Genomic DNA, 24898 nt, shown 5'->3' with positions numbered 1-24898 from the left:
CCTATTTTTTATTTGATGACATCTCTTCTTTAAACAAATGAAACTCTTCACTTTTAACATTTTTTTCTTTAGAACAAGAAGTTATAAATATCAACCCTATCATTAAAGTCACTATTATTAAATTTTTCCTGTTTTTATTTTTCATTTAACCTAACTCCATCATTTACCATATAGATGACCTCCTTTCCGAGAAAAATAAAAAAGCGACCCAGACTTTTACATCTGAACAGTTAAAATTTTAATTCTATAGTTTTTTATTATTTTTAATTTTATTACTGTTGTGACGTACTTTATAAATTATGTGTCGCAAACTATTGTTTGCTTTTTAATGCCTTATTGATGGTTTCTTGAATAAAAGGACTACAGCATTTTCCCAAAGGATTGTTAATTTCGCACTTTCCATTTTTCATTGCCCCTGTAAGTCTAATTATATCTTTAATATTCTTTGCACCATCATCTAAAACAGCGTTTATAATTTGTTGCTCTGTAACTTGGTTGCAATAGCATATATATTTGGGATTTGCATCCTTTTTAAACCATATAGGAACTTTTACATCTTCCTTATAAAAAACTCTTTCATTGTTTAAGTTATAATACACGACATCACAATCTTCATTCATACATAAATAGTAAGTTTCTTCATCTACAACCTTTCCCATAAGGTTTTCTGATACCATATGCTTTACAGTTATATTCTTAACCTTTTCTCCTATTTTGTGACATTTGGGGCAATTTGCTTTTTCTTCCACTGTACCAGTGGTTTTTTGTATTGAACCTCAGCAAGATTGATTTATCTTATTTTCTTGACTCACTTTATTTCCTCCTGTCTGAATAAATATTATTACTATAGTTAATCAGGATATCTAATACCTCTTCCAATGTATCTACAATATATTCTCCCTGTCGGTATCTCCTTTTCTCTACTATAATTCGAACTTGGTCCTTAGATTCAACCACATCTATTATTCTTTTAGGATATTGAACCCATTTCCCTATCTCCTGATATTCTTGATTCATAATAATAAATGTTGGTGTAATAACTTTTTCATTAGGCATAAACTTACTGTAACTATCTGTATCTATTACTTTAAGTTTTATATTTTCATTGTTTTTTTCTAACCAATGAACTACAGGAATATTAATTATAGAATCAATACACCAGTTTTCTCCAATCGCAAGTATATTAAATTTGCTTGTTATACTACTAACCCTTTCAGTTCCATTTTGTATACCTCAATAATTCTGGCATTTTTTATAGCTCAGGCAAACTGATCATGGTAGGTTCACCTTTAGGGACTGAGATTCCTTGCGGAATGTCGTCGTTGACCGTCAATTCTTTGCGAAATGGACGATGAGATACGTCAATCTTTTGGGCTTCTGACGTATAAGTGCAATCGTCACACTACATCCGAACAAGCGGTGTATTATTCCTAATTTAGAGTAAGTATATCACAGAACTCACTATATTAGAAGTGCCGAAAAAGTATCATCCATTTGAATCATCTGTAAAAGGCATAGAAATTCCCCATTTCCTCAGCCTAATTTTAACCGATATTTATTTCAAAATAGGTAGCGAAAACTTCAAAAGTGCCAAACCTAAAAATACAGTTATTAACGCAATCGCTGGGGAAATTATCTTATTTGGAAAATTCATTTTATTCAACAACTGAATATCCAAATTAAACACAACCAAAAACAATATAAATGTAACTATATATAATGGATTGTGGAGAATAAAGAATTTATATACAACATATTCAATACAGAAAAAAACAAATATTGAAATTAAGCATAAAAAAAGTAAATGTGTGATTTTTTTCATGTTTCCTACTCGATGATTTTCAAAAATTAGGGCAACAATATTTTTGCTCTTGTCCCATTTTTACTTTATTATTTTAAAGTTTAGTAGCTATAAATAATTATATTTTTCTTGTTTGTACTTATGACATCTTGTTTAATAACAAAGAATTCTACATTATATTTATGAGCTGCTTCCTCTACTTCCTCTTTCATCTTTTCATAATCCATTCCAGGCTGATAAATAATTGTAGTATTTGGTAAATTATTGGCAAAATTATCAAGGTAGGTAATACCATATTCTCCAACAAGTATTATTCCTATGAATATTAAAATTAATGAAATTATTATTTTTATTCTCTTTATCAAAGACCCCTCAATCAATACAAAATGTTGAAATCAAAATCAGAATTATTAAATTTGGTTTAAAGTATAAAATGTTTTCCTTCTTTAATAATTATAACATAAATAGGTTGATTATAAAAATTAAACTGGGATTCAGTACAAACCCCAGTTTCATAATTAGTGTGTTCTTTAATATAATTTTGATTCTGCTGGAATATTATCATCAAGCATTATAAGCTGAAGTTTTTCTTCTCCGTCGTACTCACAAATGCCCGATAAAAGCATGCCGCATGATTCTACGCCCATCATTTTTCTTGGTGGTAAATTTACTATTGCTAGAAGTGTTTTTCCTACAAGTTCTTCTGCACTATAGAAATTTTTGATACCTGACAAGATTGTTCTGTCTTTTCCGCTCCCGTCATCAAGAGTAAACTTTAATAGTTTCTTTGATTTTGGAACTTCTTCGCAAGATTTAACTTTAACTACTCTAAAATCACACTCTGAAAATTTTTCAAAATCTACAAAATCTTCAAATAGTGGTTCAACTTTTACTTTTGATAAATCTAATTTTTCACTTAGTTTATTAGTTTCAGTTTTATTTTCATTTTCTACATCTAAATTAGAATTATCTGCAGCATTTTTACCTCCTAATTTTGAGTATAAAAAAAGACGATAGATTTTTTAATTTCTATCGCCTTTTTGAGTAATTATATTATCCTTAATTTATAAAATATTTAAAATCTTTCTACTTCTGATTCTGTTGTTTCGTATTCAATCCAATAAATTTCTTCATTAGAATTTAACTGTATTTCCTTAATAGTTGAAACCTTTGGCAAATCTTTAACTTTTAGATCACAAGTTACCAATTCTAAAACTTCCTTTGCAAATTTTTTACCATTCTCAATATTGTCAGCACAAGTATATGCACCCTCAACATCTGGAAAATTTATTGATATCCCATATTTTATTTTTTTATAATAGTTATAATTGAATACTGCATAATAACCTATAATCATAAAGTATCACCTCTTATATTATATCCAACCAGCTTGTTTCCATATACTTCTTAAAGTACCTAGTGGAAGATCTGATTTTTCTCCATGATTTGGAACTGTTACTTTCTTATCTCCTTTCTCCCGCTGTTCATGGCTTCCCTTTTGTCCTGTCTTTTCAAACCCTTCTTTTCTGAGTCTTTTGTGAACATCTTTTACCTTTCTGCCCGTTGGTTTAGATTTTGCCTTTTTTTTAGCCTCTCCATTAACTTTTGAAAAAACTCTATTAACAGTACTTACAGAATCTTGAAACTTATTTTTGAATACATTTACTATACTGTTCCATTTTGGTGCAACTTCATCCCAATATATAGCTAGTGTTCCTACTGCAGCAACAGATGCAACAACTAACATAGCATCTCCAAATGGTAATGGACCATCAGCTGTAGCAGCAACAAATCCTGACATCATTGCTTGTAATGAGTATAGTACAGGTCCTGGAAGATTTAATGAAGATAAAGTTGCTGCATATGCTCTTACTGAGATACATGATTTTTCTTCTCTAATAAGTTCATTCAAATCATTATCAAAGATTTTTTTGGCTTTATCTGATAATGAAGCATATATAATCTTTGCTTCATCTGTTTTACTATACTCTTCAAGCGTTAGGTTCTCATTGTTTTTATCACTGTATAAGTAATAATTATCTGAATTATCACTTGCAAATGACCTGACAGGTATAGCTCCTACTAACATAGCAAACGCTAATATAACCGCAATTAATTTATTAATCTTTTTCATTTTAACCATATTTCTTTCTGGTTTATATGTTTAGATTCAAAACATATGAGTTCATTCCAACTAACTTTTTATATAATCTTACTTTGCTATATCTATGGTTTTCCGCTACCTCCAAAATGATTTTATTAAGATTATTATACTCCCATTTTTTAAAATCTAGTAAGAAACAAAAAATTAAAATTTTAATAATAGTTTTCTATCAATCATAATACATTTAAAATCCGTTTTGCAATATTAATTTTTTCCATTTCCTAATCTTTGTTCTAAATGTCCCGAAAGGTGCTACCGTATTCACATGAATGAATTTATACACTTCCCAAATAGCCGTTTTTGTTGCTTCATCTGCCCATTTTCTCATATGTGGTTTAAATAATTCTTCATCTGTTAGCTCATCTATCATAAGATAAATATCTTCAATATTTTTTGTTAATTGTTCTTTTAGTTCCTTTAAAGATTTATGAGCGTAAGCTTCTGTAAACCATTGATATAATTCTCCAAGTTGATTCCATTTGAAATTATCTGATGGTGTTTTAACTTCTAGTCCTTTTTTCTCATCTTCTTCCCATTTCAATACTAAAGTTGTCCAACCTACTTGATAGGCAAGATTTTCTGCTGGTGTCCTATCAACTTCTTCTACTCTTTTGTCTTTCAATTCTTCTGGGATATTATCAAATTCTGAAATGTATTTATCAAAAGTTTTCTTTATCTCGTCTTTTAATTCTTCCTTACTTTCATAAGACCTCATATGCCTACCTCCATGGTTTGTATATAGATATTATACCAAAAATATTTATATCTTAATATTCAATCATAATCTTCCAGTAACTTGTAATTCTTATGTTTTGTGATATCAAATTTATCAGATAGTAAAAGTCTTACTCCTCTTATCTGGTATATACACGTGCCTCCATCCATTACAGTTATTTCATCTTGGCTCATAAGTTCCTTGCCAGTTTTTTGGTAATTTAGACCAAAAGATTTTTGATTTGATCTTGTTTCTGATGTGTTATATAGGTTTCGTCATCTTCTCTGACCTCACTTGCGTCAATCATATCCAAAAGTGTCTTAAAGTTCTTTTCTTCTTCTGGTGCTTCATAATAAATATAACCGATGAGAGCAGTGTAATATAACTTCTCATCCTTTACCCAAAAATCTTCTCCTGCCTTTTCTCCATCTCCCTTGGTGTTAGCAATTATGGTTTGAACAAGTTTTAAAATATCTTTTTCACTTCTCAAATATGCAAAGGGATTGTATTTCATGGACTTTTTAAAGTTTATTGTATTTAATATCTTTATGTCATACCCATTTTCATAAAGCATTTTTCCACACTCTAGCACAAGTGTGCCTTTTGGGAAGATTTGTCAAGGACATAAACAAAATTTCTTTGATAAATTTATATCTTCTCTGTTTCTCTCTTGATTAACTTTAGTATTTTATCCTTATATGTTTCGCCTGTACCTTGCTTAAAATGTAGGTTTACAGTATATTTTGTCTTTCCAATATCCATAATTAACTGTTTATACAGTAAACCATTTTTTGATTTACTGTTTCGTAAGTTGCTATATTATTGTTTCTATTTAATTATTTCATTTCGATAAACTGGGAGTTATCATCCATGTATATGAGCCAATTTATGTTCCTGACTATTTATATAGTCTTCATGTTTGTGACCATGCCTCTCTTCATTTCCAAAATGATTATGCTCATGTTCATGTGTAATCATATGAGTATGTGTCACACCGTTATGTGTATGAACAATCGTATGCGTATGACCATGAAGATGATGATTTATCATAGTGTCATATACTACAAATACTGTTCCTACCAACATCAAAGCCAAACCTATAAAATATTCTACAGCCAGTTTCTCCCCATTTACTACAAAAGCTAAAAACGAACCAATGAATGGTGCTACAGCGTAATAAGCACTTGTCTTAGCTGCACCTAAGTTTCTTTGTGCTCTTATGTAAAGAAAAATACTTAATCCGTACGCTACAAATCCCAATAGCATAACTATGGCAATGTATATCATTTCCGGAATCTTTTCACCAAGTACCATTGCAATAGTAAATGAACCTCCGCCTGAAAAAATGCCTTTTAACAAAACAATCTCATACGTACTTTTATCTGATATCTTTCTTGTACAGTTATTCTCAAGTCCCCAACAACATGTTGCCAGTATAACAAAAAGAGACCCTATAGAAAACTGGAAACTACCACTTCCCTCAAATGACAAAACAATGCTAGATAGCGTAATAAATCCAATTGCAATCCACAGCTTGCCTGATACCTGCTCCTTAAAAATAAGCAACGCCATTAACGTAGTCACCACAATTTCAAAATTACCGAGGAGTGATGCATTAGATGCTGTTCCCATTTTTATACCTATCATTAAAAATATAGGGGCAGCTATATCCAACACAATCATTCCGATTGTATAGGGTAAATCCTGCTTTGTAAGTCTCTCTGCTTTTTCCTCTTTTTTTATGTGAAATAAATACATGATTCCAACGCCAACACCAGCTCCAAGATAAAGAAAAGCCGCCATAAAAGTTGGTGTGACATTATTCAATAGAAATTTTGAAACTGGCGTATTAATTGCATAAAATACAGCTGCTAACAACGCTAATATAACCGCACCAGTCTTTATTTTATGATTCAAAATTTATCATCCCCTTTGCTCTGTAAATTTTAATTTGTTTTACTCAATATTTATAATATTATACCATATTTAAGCCAAGTTTTATAGTTCTAACTCGTTTCTCTTTACCTGTGATAGTCGCTTTTCGTGTTCCTTTAACTGTTCTATACAGGTCTTAACTTTTTCAGCCTGTTCAACTTCTTCTCGTATCTCTAATATTTGACTATAAAGGCTCTTTTTCTCTTTCTTCAAAGTGGCAACTTCTGATTTCCATTTTGATATATTTAAGGTCTTGCTTTCACCTAAATGCTCTTTCAGATATTTCTTTGCAATTTCAAATAAAATAAGTTCTGCCGTATGCTCATTGTAAAAATCTTCCTGTTTATTTTTTTAATTTTCGCTCATTATTTTTAGTGTTTCTTTAAATTCTTTTGTCTTTTTTGCTTTTTCTAGTAGGATTTTTATTTCTTCATCTGTTAGTTCTTCTGCATTTTCTATAAGGCTTTCTAAGACTTATCCTCTTGTTATTAGCCTATGAGTTCTTTCTTTTCTTCTTTTCACTATGTCTTGTTTTAATATCTTATTTTCTTGATTTTTTAGTTGCCTTAGTCTTTCTTCTGTATCGTTTATTTTTTCTTTTATTTCTTTTGACTCTTGTTTTATTTGATCTAATTTTTTCATACTGATCTCCTTTCTTGTATTAAAAAAGAGATAACATTTCTGCTATCCCTTTCATAGTTTCACTATTAAAAATATTATATTACCATCACCTAAAATCAGATATAGAAAAAGTGCCTAAAATCATAGGCACTTTAAGAAATTTGACTCAATCTTTTTATTCATATATTCCACTTTTTTTGAAATTATATTGTTCGAATTAAATCAATAGTTGGTCTGTCTAAAATTCTTTTTAAAGATAAATGATAAATTAGCACATTTATTCCGTAGACTACTAAAGAAAATGCTATAAATAATTTATAGTCATAGTATCTTAGGAGATTTAAAAAAGTCAATCTTGATGAGAATATAGAAATTATAAACATTACACCTATACTAGTTAATATAACTATAAGCAATGATTTTATCTGTTCATTTAAATATTCTTTTCCATAAACCCTTTTGAGTTCATCTAAATCCATTCCACAAGAATAAAAGCTTCCTATTTCTTTTTTTCTACTCAACAAACTTAGATTTATAGATGAATATCCATTTGTAATATTTAAAACTAATATTATTAATCCTATACCTAATACAATTTTCATTAGGTCTTGTAGATTCTCAAATTCTTTCTTTTCTAGCTCTTCCCCTACAGTAATATCAAATCTATCTTCAGGTGAAATTTGTTCCCTAATTAAGGTTTCCGCATAATCTTGTGCATCTTTTGCATCGGAGTCATTTACTTTCATATTCAAAGTATAAGGATAGTTTTTATATTTTTCATCGCCAGTTTCTTCCATTAGATTGAAAAATGTATCGAAGTCGGTGTAAATTTTCACATCGAAGGGCATGGTTCTAGACTTAATTTTCCCCAAATCATTTATTGACTTTGAAATCTTAATACTTGTTTGGTAATCATCTCCAATACTTATATCAAGACTTGTTGGATTATCAAAATATGGAATTTTCTTTGCTTTAGATATAGGTATGGAAGAATCTTCTTGGATCATATTATAAAGTAGAAATTCTCCCTTATTTCCTCCAAGCTCTTTTAAGTCTTCTTCTTCTAAGGCTATTAAAAATCCATCCATTCCCTTTGCATTATATTTTTCAATATTTTTTTCAGCCTCTTTATCTAGGCTTGCATTCCTAGCTTCTTTTGAAAAATCTTTATTATTTTCAACTATTACATATTTTTGTTTAGAAATATAGGATTTTTCATTAGAAATTTTTTCATCAATCTCTTTTAGTACCGATGGCACTTCATCCTTATCACTATAATAATCTACAGAAAAGTTATATCCATTATCATAATACGAATAGTCTCTAAGATAATTTCCAATTCCTATTACAATTACAAATACTGAAATGATTAGAATTCCAATAGCTGAAATAAATCTTTGTGATTTTATTGAAGCTAAGTTGTTAATTCTTAGTTCTTGCCATAAGTTCTGTTTCTTCTTTTTCTTATACTTGGAAAAATCTATATTTCCTCTAATCCCATCTATAATGTTGATTTTAGAAATCTTTTTTGAAGGAGATTTTATAGCCAAGGAAACAATTATAAAAGAAACAAATAGTATGGCTAAACTTAATAATGGATTAAATCTTACTACTTCAAAGGCACTTACTCCATCACCTTTTTGTATATTACTATACAAATAATATATAAAGGAATAACCTGCTATGTGACCTAAAAGTATTGGAATGGCTGATATAATTAAACCTTCTTTTAAAAGCATCAAATAAATTTGACCATTAGTTGACCCTATAGATTTATATATAGACAGCTCTCTAATTTTTCGAAGACCCCAAACCCAAAAGATATTTTTTATAAAAAATACAAAGACGGCTATACATCCGAAGATAGATAATACGATAACCGCTTTACTCATAATGTTTTGTAAAGCATCTCTTTCGATACCGTAATAATATATCAATCCATCAGAAAATTTTAGTTCTACATCCCTACCAAGTTTATTATTTATATCTTCCTGAATATTTTCTTTATTTTTATAAGATTTTTGAAATGAATCATACTTCACATATGTTTTAAAGGATGACATCTTTTCTTGTAATCCTAAAGCAAAATTTAATTTACTATATTTGTTATAAACGTCTCCGTAAACTCCTACTACAGTAAAAGATTTAGTAGAATCTTTTTTAAATATCTCCTTATCAGTATTTGCACTAGTAGGTCCTATTTCTTCCCCATCTATAAATCTCTTACCTATTTCAAGTTTTATTTCATCACCTAAATTAATATTATTTTTCTTTGCAAGGCTCTCAGATACTACAATTTCATCTTCATTTTCAGCAAATCTTCCTTTTTGAAGTCTTGAATACTCTCTCATTTTATTTATTGCTTCATCCTGATAATTAATGACAAGAAAATCATTATTATATTTAGCATTATCTGGATTAAGTGACATTTTTCCAATTAATTCGATATCTTCAATAGACCTTAGTTTTTCTACTTCTTCATTTGATAACTCATCCTTAATCTCAGAATGATAAAAATTATTTGACATGGCATATCCATAGTTGGCTTGTTTATTTGTATAACCATAATAAAAAACCACAGTAAAAAACAAACTTACAATAAATAAGGAAATAAAAATAGGAAAATTCTTCTTATTCATTTCTTTCATCTCCTACAATTTTTCCATCGACTATTGTAATAATTCGATTTGCTTGTAAGGCTATTTCTTCGTCATGGGTGATTAGGATAATCGTTTGTTTTAAAGTCTTATTAAAATATTTAAAGATTTCTATAATTTCCTTAGAATTTTTCCTATCTAAGTTTCCAGTCGGTTCATCCGCTAATATGATCGATGGATTGTAGATAAGACTTCTCGCTATGGCAACTCTTTGCTGCTGACCCCCTGAAAGCTCACTTGGAAAAGAGTCAAGTTTACTTTCTATACCCAGTTTTTTTACTATATCTGAAAATTCATCTTGATTTATTTTTCTTTTATCTAGTTTTAGTGGAAGTTCTATATTGTGACGAACCGTTAAGTTGGGAATCAAATTATAAAACTGATAAATTAGTCCGACTTTTCTTCTTCTAAAGTAGGCTAATTCTTTTGAAGAATACTTTGAGATGTCGTTACCATCTATATAAACCTTACCATCATCTGGACTATCCACTCCTCCTATGATATGAAGGAGGGTTGATTTGCCAGATCCACTTGGTCCAACTATAGCTACAAATTCTCCTCTTTCAATTGTTAGATTAATACCATCTAAGGCTACCACCTTGGAATTGCCTTCCCCATATTCTTTTCTTAAATTTTCTACTTTTAATATTTCCATACTTGCCTCCTTTTTCTTATGTTAAGGTAAGCATATAAAAGTAAAGTGATTTTTAGGTGACATTGTAAAATTTTATTTCAAATCTTGCTCCAATATCAGTATTTGAAACAGAAATTTCTCCATTATTTTTTTCGATAATTGTCTTTGCCATAGCAAGACCAATTCCAAAGCCATTTGAATCAGGAGTTTTATAAAAGCGTTTAAAGATTTTTTTAATATTTTCTTTTTCTATACCACCACCATTGTCTTCAATGATTAAGCTTGTATAGAGGGGATTTTTGTATGATGAAACCACAATTTTATCACAAGTCGGTCTATTATCAGCATTCTTTATAATATTAATGAGAGCTTCTGCCAGCCAATAAAAATCTCCACAAATACTATTTTCCTTTAAACTCTTCTCTATTTTTATATTGATAGATCTATTTAAGTCTAAACTGTCCATAGCATAATCTACTAATTCATCTAAACGAATTTTTTCTTTTTTCATAAGATCTTTGTTTGCATCAAGGCTTGATAGTTTAAGTAAAATATCTGATAGAGAATTTAATCTGATTGTTTGCCTTTTTAAAATCTCTATATCTTCAATATCTGGAAAATCCATCCCCAAATTTTCTATGGAAAAAAGCATAGATGTGATGGGAGTTTTAATTTGATGGGCGATATCTTCTAGGTATTCTATTTGCTTTTCACTATTTTTATTACTTGTCTCTTTGGCTTCTACTATTTCTATAAATAGCTTATAAATTTTATCTTCCAAAATTGAAAAATCATCTTGCTTCATTGGGATTTTGTAATTTTGATTTTTCATGTTTCCAATCAGATTTATAAGCTCATTTATTCTATTTTTCTTTCTTTTTTCTAAAAAATAATATAGAAGTAAAAGACTTATTATCCAAAATACATATAGCATCTCAATCCATCCTATATCCAATTCCTCTGACAGTAGTGATAATTTCCCTATCAAGCTTTTCTCTAATTCTCTTAATAGTTGATGTGAGAGTATTGTCATTTACAAACCTATCCCTATCTTCCCAGAACATTTCCAAAAGTTGTCCTCTGGTATAAACTCGGTGAGGATTTTTAATAAATAAGACTAGGATTTCATATTCAAGTGGAGTGAGTTCTATTTGATCACCTTTAAAATAAACTTTTGATTCTTTTAAATCTATTTTGATATCCTTGTAAATGATTTTTTTGTCTTGAGTTAGAGGTATTGTCCTTAAAACTGCATCAATTCTCGCCCTTAATATTGCAATGGAAAATGGTTTAGTTAAGTAATCATCTGCACCTTGATCAAGGGCTTTAACTATAAAATCTTCATCATTTTTAACAGTAGTAACTATAACTCTAATATCTTTATCTTTTAATTTTTCAATTAAATACTGACCGTCTTTATCTGGTAGATTTATGTCTAATAGTGCCACATCCATGTCTACATTCATAATATAGTTTGCTTCGTAAAAAGATGATGCAATCTCTACCTCATAGCCATTATTAACTAAATACTTTTCCATTTGTAAAGCAATTTCTTTATTATCCTCTATAATCAAAACACTCTTCATTCTAACCCTCTCATACATTAACATTTGAAATCTATTAAAAATTTTTTAATACACAATAGCTATACTATGTCAGCACTTATGACCGCAACATAAAAACCTGCCCTGCTTAGATCAGCTAATTTATTTCAATCTAGAGTCACTAATGTTTTTTATCAATTTTCAATCTTCATTATAAAAATTAAACTGGGATTCATTACAAACCCCAGTTTCATAATTAGCGTGTCCTTTAATATAATTTTGCTCCTGCTGGAATATTATCATCAAGCATAATAAGCTGAAGTTTTTCTTCTCCATCATACTCACAAATGCCCGATAAAAGCATGCCGCATGATTCTACGCCCATCATTTTTCTTGGTGGTAAATTTACTATTGCTAGAAGTGTTTTTCCTACAAGTTCTTCTGCACTATAGAAATTTTTGATACCTGACAAGATTGTTCTGTCTTTTCCGCTCCCGTCATCAAGAGTAAACTTTAATAGTTTCTTTGATTTTGGAACTTCTTCGCAAGATTTAACTTTTACAACTCTAAAATCAGATTTTGAGAATGTATCAAAATCAACCATATCTTCAAATAATGGCTCTACTTTCACTTTTGAAAAGTCGATTTCTTCTGTCGTAAGTTTGTCGTAAGTTTCGTAAGTTTCTTTTGACGAATCCTTATTTTCTGCCTTTTCTAAGCCTATTGGCTTCATTGTTGGGAAAAGTAATACGTCTCTTATAGATTCTTGACCTGTTAAAAGCATAATAAGCCTATCTATCCCAATTCCTAGGCCGCCAGTTGGAGGAAGGCCAATCTCCAAAGCATTTATAAAATCATAGTCCATCATTTGAGCTTCTTCATCGCCCATTTCTTTTGCCTTCACTTGTTCTAAAAATCTTTCTTTTTGATCTCTAGCATCATTTAGTTCAGAAAAGGCATTTGCAATTTCTTTAGTTGAACAAAAGGCTTCAAATCTTTCTGTATATCTTGGATCCTTTGGATCTTTTTTTGCTAGAGGAGAGATTTCTACTGGATGGTGAGTTACAAATGTTGGCTGAATAAGGTGCTCCTCGCAGAAGGCTTCAAAAAATTCTGAAATTACATGTCCTCTTGTAAAATAAGGCTGAATTTCAACATTTTTTTCTTTAGCAAGCTCTCTAGCTTCTTCATCAGTCTTTATTTCTTCAAAGTCTATTCCTGCATATTCTTTAATTGCATCAACCATTGATACTCTTCTCCATGGTGGAGTAAAATCTATTTCGCATCCAGCATAATTAACCTTAGGACTTCCATTTACTTCTAAAGCACAATAATAAACTAGATTTTCTGTAATCTCCATCATGTCTTCAAAGTCTTCGTATGCTGCATAAAGTTCTATTGCAGTGTATTCTGGATTATGTGTGTGGTCCATTCCTTCATTTCTAAACATTCTGCCCATTTCATATACTTTTTCAAATCCACCTACTATAAGTCTTTTTAAGTATAATTCATTTGCAATTCTTAAATACATATCTATGTCTAGTGTATTGTGGTGAGTTATGAATGGTCTAGCATTTGCTCCACCAGCTATTGTATTTAATATAGGAGTTTCTACTTCTAAATATCCCTTACTATCTAAAAATTCCCTAACCTTTGATATTATTTTACTTCTCTTTACAAAAACATCCTTTATCTCTGGGTTCATTATAAGGTCTGTGTATCTTTGACGATATCTTAAATCTTGGTCCTTAAGTCCATGAAATTTTTCTGGAAGAATTTGTAGTGATTTTGTAAGAAGGGTAATTTTTTTTGACCTAACTGAAATTTCTCCGCTTTCTGTAGTGAAAACCTCTCCCTCAACTCCAACAATATCTCCTATATCAAGCTTTTTTATTTCTCCATATTCTTCTTCAGAGAAATTATTAAATTTATTAAAAAGCTGAATATTTCCAGTTGAATCGATAAGGTTCATGAAATTAATTTTACCATGTCCCCTTTTAGACATTATTCTACCAGCAATTCTAACGCTTTTTTCTTCATAATCTGAGTAGTTATCCCTAATATCTTTTATAAAGTTCCTATTTTTAAAAGATGTTATCTTGTGCGGATCTTCTCCTCTTTCAATAAGTTCGTCCAGCCTTTCATGACGAAATCTTATCATTTCATTTAAATCTTTTAAATCTGTCATATTTCCTCCTATTCTAAAATTTCAAGTACCTTATAAACTACTTGTCCGCCCGGTGTTAAAATACTAACTTCCTCTCCAACCTTGGATCCAATTAAGCCCTTACCTACTGGTGAAACATTTGATATAAGTCCCTTCATTGGATTTGCTTCAGTTGATCCAACAATTGTATAGGAAACTTCTTCATCAAACTCTTTGTCAAAAAGTCTAACCTTTGAACCTATCTTTACAATATCTCCTTTTGCATCATCTTCTTCAATTACAGTTGCATTTCTAAGCATTTCTTCTATTTTTAAAACTCTGTCTTCATTTTGCGCTTGTTCAAGTTTTGCTTCATCATACTCTGCATTTTCTGAAAGATCTCCAAAGCCTCTTGCAATTTTTATTTTTTCTGCAACTTCTCTTCTCTTAGTTGTTTTAAGTTCATTAAGTTCATCTTCTAACTTTTTTAAACCTTCTTTTGTTAATAATACTTCTTTTTCCACTTCTACTAATTCTCCTGATTATTTCTATATTTATCTAAGAGTTCAAAAACTCTTTCAATTGATTTTTCATTATTTATCTCATTTTTAATTTTATTGCTCGATTTTAGTCCCTTCAAATACCAAGCAATATGTTTACGCATTTCAAAAAGTGCCAATCTTTCGCCCTTATATTCTATCATCTTTCTATAATGTTTAAAAATCAAATCCATTCTTTCATCGAAAGATAGTCTTAAATTTTTTCCTTCTTTTAATGACCTAAATATTAAAGGATTTCCAAGAGCCCCCCTAGCTACCATAAAACTTTTTGCTCCTGTTTCTTCTTGTTTTTTTAATGTTTCAATATCAAAAATACCACCATTAGCAACAATTGGAATAGTAGATTTTTCTACCATTTTTTTAATTGCTTCATAATTTACATCCTCATGATAGTAGCCTTTTCTAGTCCTAGCATGAACAGTTATAAAGTCTGGAGCAGCATCTTCTAAACTTTCTAGAACTTCCATATAGTTTAGTAAGTCTCTATCTATTCCAATTCTAATCTTTGAGCTAACCATCTTGTCTGTATTTTCTTTTATGGCCTTAATAATATCCCCCATAAGTTTAGGCTCTTTTAAGAGGGCTGAGCCTTCATTGTTTTTAAATATTTTGGGAGCAGGGCATCCAAAGTTAAAATCTATTACATCAACTGCTAGAGTGTTTAAATAATCGTAGGTAACTTTTTTTATAATTTCTATATCTCTACCAAAAATTTGTATGCCAACATTTTTTTCATCTTCACCAATATCTACAAGTCTAAAAGTTTTTTCATCCTTATAATATAAGCCTTTTACATTAACCATCTCAGTGAAAGTTAAATCTGCTCCATATTCTTTTACAATTTCTCTAAATGCCCTATCTGTTATTCCGGCAAGTGGTGCCATTATAAACTTATACATTTTTTTCATAGATACTTTTTAAGCCCTTTAAAATAAGATCTGTGTCTGAAAGTTCAATGTATTTACTTTTTGATGCAAGTAGGCTAGAAAAACCTCCAGTTGAAATAATTTTCACCTGGCTTTTTTCCTTAGCAAGCTCTTCTAACATTTTTTCAATAATTCCATCTATTAAGCCAACGTATCCATTTACTAAACCCGACTTCATAGCTTCTATAGTAGATTTTCCAATAACTGTCTTAGATTCCTCTAATTCAACTCTAGGGAGTTTTGAAGTTCTTAAAAAGAGTGCATCGGCTGCTATTTGAATACCAGGTGCAATAGCTCCACCGTGATAGCTTCCTTCTTCGTCTAAATAGTCAAATGTAATAGCAGTTCCTATATCTACTATAATTGCAGGATATCCATAATTTTCTTTACAGCTTACAGAGCTAACAATTCTATCTGCTCCAACTTCTTTTGGATTGTAATATTTTATATTAAGGCCTGTTTTAGTTCCTGCCCCTACAATTATTGGATCTATGTGTAAAAACCTCTCACACATCTTTGGAACTGCGTGAGAAAGTTTAGGAACTACTGATGAAATTATAACCCCATCTATATCTTCTTTTTTTATAGAGTTAATATCGAAAATAGTTGCAAATGTCATACTATATTCATCAGTTGTTCTACTAGTATCTGATGAGATTCTAAATTTCTTTGTAAGTAGGTCCCCATCATAAAGACCAGCCTCTATATTTGTATTTCCTATATCTATAACTAATAACATTATTTAAATATCCTAACTTTTTTAATTCTTAAATAAATTCCAGTAACAATAATTGCTGAAACAATTGCCTCCATTATACCATTAACATAAACTATGTTCATTATAACTCCTATAGCACTACCACTTTTACCAATCGCTTTTATATATTCTTCTGCATGAAGAAAATAAACTGCTGTGAGAAAAAATATAGTATTTAATAGAGAGCCAACTGAAGCAGTTAAATAAACTTTATAGGCTCTTGATTCAGACTTAATTAGTATAAAGTAAGATCCAGCTACTAAGAATAATAGTAAAACTACAAGACTTACTGTGTTTATAGTATCTGTTGAAGTGATAATCCTTCTTATAATATTTACTGATAGAAGTAAACTAATAATCCCCGCAATTATTTTAATAATCTTATCATTTTTATCTCTAATTAGATCAAATAAAAGACCAGTTAAATATCCCATAAGAATCCTTGGAATAATAGATACAAGTGGATCCATTAGGATAAAACTTACAATTGAAGGATTTAAAAAGGCTCTTGCAAAAGATATTAGTCCAAAAAAAAGCCCCATAATTAGTGAAATCTTTCTACCATATAAAACCGCTGCAATAATTACTGGAATATGAATTGTAGTAGCATTTATTGGTCCTATTGGTATAAAACCTAATGGCGTAGCTGCTAGAACAATCATAAGTGCAAGTAGTATTCCAACTACTGTAATTTCTTTAGTATTTAATTTTTTCATTCTTTCTCCTTTAATCCAGCCCGCAAGGGGTGCCGGTTATTCTTGAATAATAAATTTTTATTTATTTGAATCTTGTACTTGTTTTTTTCCTTTTTTCTTTGCTGATTTATATTCCTTAATGATCTTATCAGCTTCGGATTTGTCTTCTACTTTAAAAGGTATAACTCTTGAACTTTTTCCCCTCAATATAGTTAGCATTAGGTTTCCTTTTGGGTGAAATTCCCACCTATCTATATCTTCCCACTTATCAAGCCTACCATTATAGTAGATTCCATCTTCTGTAATTCTTATTCTCTCAAAAGACATATAAGTGAAGAAAAGGGCAATAAATATTACTACGATTTTTAAATATAGGCTTTTAGTAAAAAATGACATATATAAAAGCATAGCTATAAGTATTGACTGAAGAATTTTAAATCTAGGATCAAAAACTTTAATTGCTTTTTTAAGTTTTTTTCTAACCATTATTGTATTAAATAGCATATACATGGTAAATAATCCCATAACTGTATATATACCTAATACAAGTGAACCTCCACTAGCATCTGTATTCATTATCTTCCCTCCTTTTCATAGAAAAAAAAGCCAAAAAGCTCGGCTTTAATTTTCTAAATTATTATATTTTTTTATTATAAACCTACTTTTCAGAAGATTCATCACTAGAAATGTTACTTGCATCATTGGATTTTTCATCATAATCTCCCGCTGCAGTTTCTATAGTTTCATCTATAGCTTTTTCCATTTCTCTAACTTCTTTAACTTTTTCATGTATTTTACTTTCGTCCACTTCGCTATTATTTTTGTTATTTTGGAAAATAGCGTCAAATTCGTCAGAATTTATAGTTTCTTTTTCAAGTAATACTTTTGCCAAAGAATGTAATACATCAATATTTTCATTTAAAAGGGAAGTTGCTGTTGAATAAGCATCCCCAATAAGTTTACGTATTTCCTCGTCTATTTCAGAAGCAACTTCTTCAGAATAGTTTCTAGACCTACCTATATCTCTACCTAAGAAAACATCATTTTCATCTGTTCCATACTTAATAGGACCAAGTCTTGAACTCATACCATAAATTGTTACCATTGCTCTTGCAAGTTCAGTTGCTCTTTCAATATCATTTGATGCACCTGTCGATATATCATCAAGTGCAACAGATTCAGCTGCTCTACCTCCAAGTAGGGTAATTAGTCTATGTTTCATTCCTTTTTTAGTGCTATAATTTAATTCTTCTTTAGGAATATAGGCTGTAAAACCTCCAGCCCCTCCTCTTGGAATAATTGTAATCATATGAACAGGGTCAGTATCTGGAAGTAGTCTTGAAACAATAGCGTGTCCAGCTTCGTGGTAGGCAGTTAGAACTCTTTCCTTTTCTATAACTACTTTTGATTTCTTTTCTGGTCCTGCAACAACTTTTATAGACGCCTCTTCTATAATTTCTCTAGTAATTGCTTTTAAGTTTTTTCTAGCTGTTAAAAGAGCAGCTTCATTACATAGATTTTCCAAATCAGCCGGAGTAAATCCTGCAGTAGTTTTTGCAATCGCTCCCAAATCAACATCAGCTTCTAAACGTTTATTTCTAGTATGAATTTTTAAAATAGCTTCCCTACCCTTAACATCTGGAAGTCCAACATTAACAGTTCTATCAAATCTACCAGGTCTTAAAATAGCAGGGTCTAAGATGTCTGGCCTATTTGTTGCAGCCATAACAATAATTCCCTCATTAGTTTTAAAACCATCCATTTCAACTAAAAGTTGATTAAGTGTTTGCTCTCTTTCATCGTGTCCTCCTCCAAGGCCAGCACCTCTTCTACGACCAACAGCATCAATTTCATCTATAAATATAATACATGGTGAATTTTTCTTAGCTTCTTGGAAAAGATCCCTAACACGAGATGCCCCAACTCCAACAAACATTTCAACGAAATCCGAACCAGAAATTGAATAAAATGGAACCTTAGCTTCTCCAGCAACTGCCTTAGAAAGATAAGTTTTACCAGTTCCTGGAGGACCTACCATTAAAACCCCCTTTGGAATTCTAGCTCCAAGTTCAGTAAATTTCTTTGGATTTTTAAGAAAATCTACAATTTCACCAAGCTCTTCTTTTTCTTCCACAAGTCCTGCAACATCATCAAAAGTAATCTGCTCTCCATCATCCTTGTGAAGTTTAGCCCTACTTTTTCCAAAGCTCATTACCTTAGAGTTTCCTCCTTGAGTTTGAGTCATGAAAATATACCAAGCGCCAATTATTAAACCTAAGAGTATAATAGAAGGAAGTAGTTCAATATACCAAGGTCTTGGTGGAATTTCTTCTTCTATATATTCAATTTCTTTATTGTCAACTTTTTCCTTAATGTAGTCAGTGTAGAAACTATCCTTTGAGAAAAATGTTTTAACTTCTTTTTTATCTTTTAAGCTGGCAGAAATAACAGCTCCTCTTTGCGAAATTTTTTTCAACCTTACCATCCTGAATATAATTCACAAGTGTAGAAAAAGAAACCTCTTCAACTTGTGGAACACTTCTTCCTAGTCTTGAAATAAAAAAAGCTAATAAAAGAAGTAAAATTATATATGCAGGGGTAGTTCTAAATTTTTTATTCAATATCTTTCCCCCTTAAAATTATTTGTAAATTAAGTACTACTAAATAATTATTTTAGCATTTATTAACAAATAAATCAATAATTTATTTACTATATATCTCTTTTTTTAAATATCCAACAACTTTTAAATTCCTATATTTTTCTGAATAATCAATTCCATATCCAACAATAAAATCATCTGGAACTTCAAATCCCTCATAATCTATATTAACCTCTTTTTTTCTCTTAGCTTTTTTATTTAGAAGTGTCGCAATTTTTACTCTCTTAGCCCCACGTCTAACCATCATGTCTCTAAGATAGGATAGGGTTAAACCAGAATCTATTAAATCTTCAACAATAATTACATTTTTACCCTCAATATCTTCGTCTAAATCTTTTAAAATCTTTACAACTCCAGTTGACTTAACTTTACCTCTACCATAGGATGAAACTGACATAAAATCAATCTCAGTTGGAAGATTTATCTCTCTAGCAAGATCTGCTAAGAAAAAAGAAGCACCTTTCAAAATTCCAACTAAAAGTATGGGTGCAGAATCTTCCTTAAAATCCTCACTAATACTTTCTCCAAGTTCTCTAACCCTTTTTTTAAGATCATCCTCAGTAAAAAGAATTTTTTCTAAGTCGTTAAGTAAATCATTCATATTATACTACCCCTGTCTATAAATTTATCCTTAAAATTTTATTAAAAAGTACCTTTTTTATAATTACCCAATTTGCCAAAAAATACATAGTTTAATTAGAAAATTATTATTTTGAGATTAAAGAAAATCTATTTTTTTAGTCAAGGCTAAAAAGTTTTATTCACTTTTTTAATATTTATCATAACCATCTCTTCATCCCCATCTTTAGTATAATATCTTGAGCTTCGCCTTATATTTGAAACCAAAATAATATCCCCATTTTCATCAGTAAAAATAGGCTCCTTATCCCTAAGATTTTTATCTAGCTTAGATTCAATAAATATATCCTTTAGTTTTTTACTCTTTCCCTCACTATACAAAAGTCTATCTCCATCTTTCCTAGATCTTATAATAATCTTATTAAGATCTTTAGAAAAATAATAAGCTTTTGTTTTGTCCCTCTTTTTAGACTTGATTCTTTTTATGTCAATTTTATAATCGCAAAAATTTATACTAGTATCCTCTAAAGTAGATATAATTATTGGGTTTATTTCCCTTATCACATCTTTTTCTAGTATTTTTTCAATTAATATTTTATCGAAGCTAATCCTAAATGAAATTCCAAGAATTTTCATTTCCTTACCGCTTAAACTCCCTAAAAAGTTAAGAATTTCTTCAAACTGAGCCTTGGTAAATCCGTCTAAAGTCCCCTTAAGCTTAAAAATTATCCTCCTAATAAGATTCAATTTAAAAGCTTTAGGCTTACATAAAAAACTATCTCTATCTAAAATACATTTATTTTCTTTAAAGACTCCAAACTCATAAATAAAGTCATCCATATTTAGTTTTATTAAATCATAGTCGCTGCCGAGTAAAGCTGCTGTTCTAAAAATATTTTCAATTATATTTTCTTGGTATTTTTCTTTAATAAATGGAATAAGTTCATTTCTTATAGAATTTCTAGTAAAGTCATTTTGAAAATTAGTTTTATCAATTCTAACCTTAAAGCCCCGCTCTTTTACATAGGATTCTATTTCTTTTTTTTCCATAAATAAAATTGGCCTTATTAAGCTATCAGTTTTAGCTTTAATACCTGTTAGTCCCTTTAGACCTGTACCTCTAAATAAATTAAGGAAAAAGGTCTCAACTAAGTCATTCTTATTATGTGCTGTTGCAACAAGAACATTTTTATCAGTATTTTTTTCTAAATCTTCTTTAAGTCTATAAAAAAAATCATATCTAATTTTGCGTCCAGCTTCTTCAATAGAAAGACCTTCTTTCCTAGCTACATCAACCATGCTCTTTTCTTCAAGATAAAAATCAAGACCATATTTTTCACCTAATTCTCTTACATACTGGGCATCACTTGAAGCCTCTTTTCTATAAAGGTGATTAACATGGGCTAGGCAAAGCTTTAAATTATATTCTTCTTTTACTTCCAAAAATTTTCCAAGCATGCAAAGGCTATCTGATCCACCAGAAACCGCTAAAATTATCGCGTCTCCCTTACTAAATAAATTATTAGCTCTTGAAAATTCTAAGAATTCCATATAACCCTCCATCTTTTTACAATAACCCACCCATAAATATAAAATAGGGTGGGATATTATTTGGCTTATCTTATAAAATAAAAGCCGGCATCTGCCGGCAGTATGTTAGTAATTTGAATTATAACTTCTATTTTTATTTTTTTGTCCCGCTCTTCTCTTACCATTTCTAGAGTTTATATCAGTTATCTTCTCATTAGAATCTTTAAGAAATCTAGACATCATATCTTCAAAAGACATATCTAGCTCCTCAGTTTCTCTTTTAGAAACAAACTCCTCTGGCAAATTTTTTGGCTTTTTCTCTACAATCTCAAGAGCTCTTTTTGAAACACTAATTTTCCCATTATCAGTGCTTAAAACTTTAACTTTTAAAGAGTCTCCAACACTTAAATAATCTTCTACGTTTTTCACATAATCATTTGAAATCTCAGAAATATGTAAAAGAGCGCTTGCCCCACCTTCAAAATCAATAAAAGCTCCGAATTTTGTTATCCCACTTACTTTTCCTTCAAGTACATCTCCAACTTCAATGGACATAAAAGAATTTTTCCTCCCTAAAAATTTATATTCTCAATTGATTATATTTAATTTAATATATATTGTCAAGATAAAATAGCTAAAAAATAAGAAGATAGCTTAATTTTTTTAAAAATTAGTTATCTTCGTAAAGTCGTTTTTCATTATTTTCTTTTTTATTTTTGGATTCATCAACATATATTAAATCATCTTTAGAGACCATTTTTAACTTTTCTCTAGCAACTTTTTCAATCCACTTATCATTATCTACTTCTTTAAGCTCTTTTTCAAGCTTTAACTTTTGCTTAATTAAGCTTTCTTTTTTTTCATTCTTAGCTGAAATTTCAGTATTTAGGTCCTTGATTTTAAAAGATGTTCCTAAAAAACTAATGGAAAAATAAACTATAAAGGCAAAAAACGAAATATAGCAAGCTATGGTAATTAAGTTTCTTTTTCTAATTTCTCTATTAAGTTCTTTTCTAGACCTTAACTTATTTCTATATTCCATTTTCCCCTCCCCCTTATATATATTTTCTAAGCTTATTTTCATTATAAGATATTTGTGCGAAAAATACAAGGAGATTTTTTAAAAACTTATATTACTTCTACCATCTCTTCCATGTTTGATTTTGACTGGGTTTCTAAAATCTTTTTAACTTTATACTTATATTCTTTTTCACCAAAGACTACAGATATTATATCTCCTATCTTGACATCGTCTCCTGGCTTGGCAGTTTTTTCATTGATTTTAACTCTTCCTCCTTCACAAGCAAGCTTTGCAACTGTTCTTCTTTTTATAATCCTAGAATTTTTTAGAAAAATATCTACTCTCATTATATCCTCCATTTTTATACAAAAAAAGCAGCAAAAGCTGCTTTTTTACTAAAATAAATTTATTTTAGACCTATAGTTAGATTCTAAAAACAAAAACTATTTCTTCTTTTTGCTATGTGCATTGTTTACAGATTCTTTTAAAGATTTACCAGCCTTAAATACAGGTGCAACTGAAGCTGGAATCTTGATTACTTCTTCTGGATTTCTTGGATTTCTTCCTTCTCTAGCTTTTCTTTCTCTAGATTCGAAAGTTCCAAATCCTACTAATTGAACTTTTTCGCCTTTAGAAAGTGTTTCTTCTACAGTTTCTAGAAAAGCATTTAATGCTCTTTCTGATTCAACTTTAGTTAGATTACTTTTTTCAGCAATCTTTGATAGTAGTTCAGATTTATTCATTCAGAATCCCTCCTTATTTTTTTGTGCCATTTATTTAAATTTTTAATAACTGCCATATTTAAGATGCTTAATATATTTAATTATTATATCTTATTCATCCTTAGGTTTATCTACAGGCTTAGTGTCACCCTCATCCTTAGATGGTGAGCCTTCATTTGTATCTTTAGCTTCTCCAGAAGAATCATCTTTTGGCCCTTCTTCTTGTGGTGTTTGTTCAGCTGGATTATCTGCAGCTTTTGTTTCTACCTTTGGATATTCAGTTGGACTATATTTTTCCACTGGAGTTACTTTATATAGATTACTTATATATTCTTGGTACTTAGGATTTACTAGTTCTTTATCAATAACATCTTTTAATTCTTCTACAGAGCCGCTTATGCTATTTAATCTAATTATATGATAGCCAAATTGAGATTTAACTGGTTCAGATATTTCTTCAACCTTCATCTCTTTTACCTTGTCTAGAAACTCTTTAACAAAAGGAGTTTGCATAGTAATTTCTCCTAATTCTCCACCTTTTACAGCAGATCCAGGATCTTTTGATTTTTCTTTAGCTAACTCTTCAAAATCTTTTCCTTCTTTAAGACTCTTTTCAATCTCTTTAGCTTCTTCTTCTGTGTCAACTAATATATGAGACACATCATATTTTATAAGCTTATCTTTGTTTTCGTCAAAATATTTTTGTCTTTCTGCATCGCTTGGAGCATTTTTAGAAATGAAGTTATTCATTAAGGCTTCAGTTCTAGCGTTTTGAGCAATTAGAGATCTAAATTCTTCTTCTGTAATACCATAATTATCAAGTTGAGCTTTGAAAGCTTCTTCAGATCCTGAAGCAGTCTTCATATTTTCAATTTGTTTATCTATATCTTCTTCACTAACTTCAACATTATTTTTCTTAAGTTCTTGTTTTACAATTTCATCCATAACAAGCATATCTATAACTTGATTTCCAAGTTTCACTTGTTGACTCATACCATCTTGTCCAGGTTTTTCAAATTCTTCCTCTGGAAATGTTCCATAGTACATCTTTCTTAAAATGGAATAGTTAGAGCTAAACGTCTCGTTTGTAACATATTCCTTGCCAACTTTTGCTACCGCTCCCTTTGGCTTATTTGCGCAAGCTGTAAAAGTCATTGCTAAAGCTAAAAATAGAGCTAAAAATTTAATCTTTTTCATATAATCTTCCTTTCCTATAAATCGTATCTTCTTT

Annotated in this window: 26 protein-coding genes and 5 pseudogenes; all 31 read right to left on the bottom strand. The window is 30.0% G+C overall.

What is annotated here, in order from left to right; genetic code table 11:
* Window position 1: 1 nt before the first annotated feature.
* The 31 genes and pseudogenes from VLK81_RS03405 to VLK81_RS03255 all read right to left on the bottom strand — a co-directional run bounded on the left by VLK81_RS03405 (window position 2) and on the right by VLK81_RS03255 (window position 24864).
* Window positions 2–145, bottom strand: a complete 144-nt coding sequence (locus VLK81_RS03405; RefSeq protein ID WP_324619217.1) for a hypothetical protein — start codon at window positions 143–145, stop codon at window positions 2–4.
* A gap of 166 nt (window positions 146–311) precedes the next feature.
* The gene (locus VLK81_RS03400) at window positions 312–794 is read right to left on the bottom strand and encodes a Csac_0668 family 2Fe-2S cluster-binding (seleno)protein (RefSeq protein ID WP_157884933.1); all 483 of its coding nucleotides are present in this window, start codon (window positions 792–794) and stop codon (window positions 312–314) included.
* A gap of 19 nt (window positions 795–813) precedes the next feature.
* Window positions 814–1230: a thioredoxin family protein gene (locus VLK81_RS03395; protein WP_324620442.1), complete on the bottom strand. Its 417-nt coding sequence runs from the start codon at window positions 1228–1230 to the stop codon at window positions 814–816.
* Between the two features lie 672 nt (window positions 1231–1902).
* The gene (locus VLK81_RS03390) at window positions 1903–2166 is read right to left on the bottom strand and encodes a hypothetical protein (RefSeq protein WP_324619216.1); all 264 of its coding nucleotides are present in this window, start codon (window positions 2164–2166) and stop codon (window positions 1903–1905) included.
* 165 nt (window positions 2167–2331) lie between these two features.
* Window positions 2332–2811, bottom strand: a pseudogene (locus tag VLK81_RS03385) (lysine--tRNA ligase); the annotation flags it as partial.
* A 65-nt stretch (window positions 2812–2876) separates the two neighbouring features.
* The gene (locus VLK81_RS03380) at window positions 2877–3158 is read right to left on the bottom strand and encodes a type II toxin-antitoxin system HicB family antitoxin (protein WP_324619214.1); all 282 of its coding nucleotides are present in this window, start codon (window positions 3156–3158) and stop codon (window positions 2877–2879) included.
* Window positions 3159–3176: 18 nt separating this feature from the next.
* Window positions 3177–3935, bottom strand: a complete 759-nt coding sequence (locus VLK81_RS03375; protein WP_324619212.1) for a type II toxin-antitoxin system HicA family toxin — start codon at window positions 3933–3935, stop codon at window positions 3177–3179.
* A 214-nt stretch (window positions 3936–4149) separates the two neighbouring features.
* The gene (locus VLK81_RS03370; RefSeq protein ID WP_324619210.1) at window positions 4150–4680 is read right to left on the bottom strand and encodes a ClbS/DfsB family four-helix bundle protein; all 531 of its coding nucleotides are present in this window, start codon (window positions 4678–4680) and stop codon (window positions 4150–4152) included.
* Window positions 4681–4742: 62 nt separating this feature from the next.
* Window positions 4743–5287 (bottom strand): annotated as a pseudogene (locus VLK81_RS03365) (type IV secretory system conjugative DNA transfer family protein); the annotation flags it as partial.
* A 41-nt stretch (window positions 5288–5328) separates the two neighbouring features.
* Window positions 5329–5442, bottom strand: a complete 114-nt coding sequence (locus tag VLK81_RS03360) for a transposon-encoded TnpW family protein (RefSeq protein WP_081466042.1) — start codon at window positions 5440–5442, stop codon at window positions 5329–5331.
* A gap of 102 nt (window positions 5443–5544) precedes the next feature.
* Window positions 5545–6597 (bottom strand): DMT family transporter, encoded by a 1053-nt coding sequence (locus tag VLK81_RS03355; RefSeq protein ID WP_324619207.1) that lies wholly within the window; start codon window positions 6595–6597, stop codon window positions 5545–5547.
* 81 nt (window positions 6598–6678) lie between these two features.
* Window positions 6679–6966: pseudogene (locus VLK81_RS09755) on the bottom strand (hypothetical protein); the annotation flags it as partial.
* Window positions 6967–7257, bottom strand: a pseudogene (locus VLK81_RS03350) (DUF3847 domain-containing protein).
* A 182-nt stretch (window positions 7258–7439) separates the two neighbouring features.
* Complete coding sequence (locus VLK81_RS03345) at window positions 7440–9875, bottom strand: ABC transporter permease (protein ID WP_324619205.1); 2436 nt, start codon at window positions 9873–9875, stop codon at window positions 7440–7442.
* Window positions 9868–10548: an ABC transporter ATP-binding protein gene (locus tag VLK81_RS03340; protein WP_324619203.1), complete on the bottom strand. Its 681-nt coding sequence runs from the start codon at window positions 10546–10548 to the stop codon at window positions 9868–9870. Before VLK81_RS03340 ends, VLK81_RS03345 begins: the two co-directional genes overlap by 8 nt.
* 52 nt (window positions 10549–10600) lie before the next feature.
* Window positions 10601–11461 carry a sensor histidine kinase gene (locus VLK81_RS03335; protein ID WP_324619202.1) on the bottom strand — a complete coding sequence of 287 codons (861 nt, stop codon included), beginning with the start codon at window positions 11459–11461 and terminating at the stop codon, window positions 10601–10603.
* A 1-nt stretch (window position 11462) separates the two neighbouring features.
* Complete coding sequence (locus VLK81_RS03330) at window positions 11463–12113, bottom strand: response regulator transcription factor (protein WP_324619201.1); 651 nt, start codon at window positions 12111–12113, stop codon at window positions 11463–11465.
* Window positions 12114–12339: 226 nt separating this feature from the next.
* The gene (gene lysS, locus VLK81_RS03325) at window positions 12340–14259 is read right to left on the bottom strand and encodes a lysine--tRNA ligase (protein WP_324619199.1); all 1920 of its coding nucleotides are present in this window, start codon (window positions 14257–14259) and stop codon (window positions 12340–12342) included.
* A gap of 8 nt (window positions 14260–14267) precedes the next feature.
* Window positions 14268–14741: a transcription elongation factor GreA gene (greA, locus tag VLK81_RS03320; protein ID WP_324619197.1), complete on the bottom strand. Its 474-nt coding sequence runs from the start codon at window positions 14739–14741 to the stop codon at window positions 14268–14270.
* A 5-nt stretch (window positions 14742–14746) separates the two neighbouring features.
* Complete coding sequence (locus tag VLK81_RS03315) at window positions 14747–15685, bottom strand: tRNA dihydrouridine synthase (protein WP_324619195.1); 939 nt, start codon at window positions 15683–15685, stop codon at window positions 14747–14749.
* Entirely contained in the window at window positions 15669–16442 is a 774-nt protein-coding gene (locus VLK81_RS03310) for a type III pantothenate kinase (protein ID WP_324619193.1), read from the bottom strand. Before VLK81_RS03310 ends, VLK81_RS03315 begins: the two co-directional genes overlap by 17 nt.
* On the bottom strand, window positions 16442–17176 hold the full coding sequence (locus tag VLK81_RS03305) for an ECF transporter S component (protein ID WP_324619191.1): 735 nt from the start codon (window positions 17174–17176) through the stop codon (window positions 16442–16444). Before VLK81_RS03305 ends, VLK81_RS03310 begins: the two co-directional genes overlap by 1 nt.
* Window positions 17177–17233: 57 nt before the next feature.
* Window positions 17234–17731, bottom strand: coding sequence for a DUF5673 domain-containing protein (locus VLK81_RS03300; protein ID WP_324619190.1), 498 nt, complete (start codon window positions 17729–17731; stop codon window positions 17234–17236).
* An 82-nt stretch (window positions 17732–17813) separates the two neighbouring features.
* Window positions 17814–19776: pseudogene (gene ftsH / locus VLK81_RS03295) on the bottom strand (ATP-dependent zinc metalloprotease FtsH).
* An 82-nt stretch (window positions 19777–19858) separates the two neighbouring features.
* Entirely contained in the window at window positions 19859–20416 is a 558-nt protein-coding gene (gene hpt, locus VLK81_RS03285) for a hypoxanthine phosphoribosyltransferase (RefSeq protein ID WP_324619186.1), read from the bottom strand.
* Window positions 20417–20562: 146 nt separating this feature from the next.
* Complete coding sequence (gene tilS, locus VLK81_RS03280; protein WP_324619184.1) at window positions 20563–21945, bottom strand: tRNA lysidine(34) synthetase TilS; 1383 nt, start codon at window positions 21943–21945, stop codon at window positions 20563–20565.
* 105 nt (window positions 21946–22050) lie between these two features.
* A complete protein-coding gene (locus tag VLK81_RS03275; RefSeq protein WP_324619183.1) occupies window positions 22051–22479 on the bottom strand; it encodes a S1 RNA-binding domain-containing protein in 429 nt (142 codons plus the stop codon).
* A 115-nt stretch (window positions 22480–22594) separates the two neighbouring features.
* Entirely contained in the window at window positions 22595–22966 is a 372-nt protein-coding gene (locus tag VLK81_RS03270) for a septum formation initiator family protein (RefSeq protein ID WP_324619182.1), read from the bottom strand.
* Window positions 22967–23052: 86 nt separating this feature from the next.
* On the bottom strand, window positions 23053–23292 hold the full coding sequence (locus VLK81_RS03265) for a S4 domain-containing protein (RefSeq protein WP_324619180.1): 240 nt from the start codon (window positions 23290–23292) through the stop codon (window positions 23053–23055).
* A 96-nt stretch (window positions 23293–23388) separates the two neighbouring features.
* Window positions 23389–23688 carry an HU family DNA-binding protein gene (locus VLK81_RS03260; RefSeq protein ID WP_324619178.1) on the bottom strand — a complete coding sequence of 100 codons (300 nt, stop codon included), beginning with the start codon at window positions 23686–23688 and terminating at the stop codon, window positions 23389–23391.
* Window positions 23689–23778: 90 nt separating this feature from the next.
* On the bottom strand, window positions 23779–24864 hold the full coding sequence (locus VLK81_RS03255; RefSeq protein WP_324619176.1) for a peptidylprolyl isomerase: 1086 nt from the start codon (window positions 24862–24864) through the stop codon (window positions 23779–23781).
* Window positions 24865–24898 lie beyond the last annotated feature (34 nt).

The sequence above is a fragment of the Citroniella saccharovorans genome, from assembly GCF_035481615.1.
Classification (GTDB): domain Bacteria; phylum Bacillota; class Clostridia; order Tissierellales; family Peptoniphilaceae; genus Citroniella; species Citroniella saccharovorans.
Note: the sequence above shows the minus strand (reverse complement) of the source record. Positions and strands in the feature narration are given on the sequence as shown.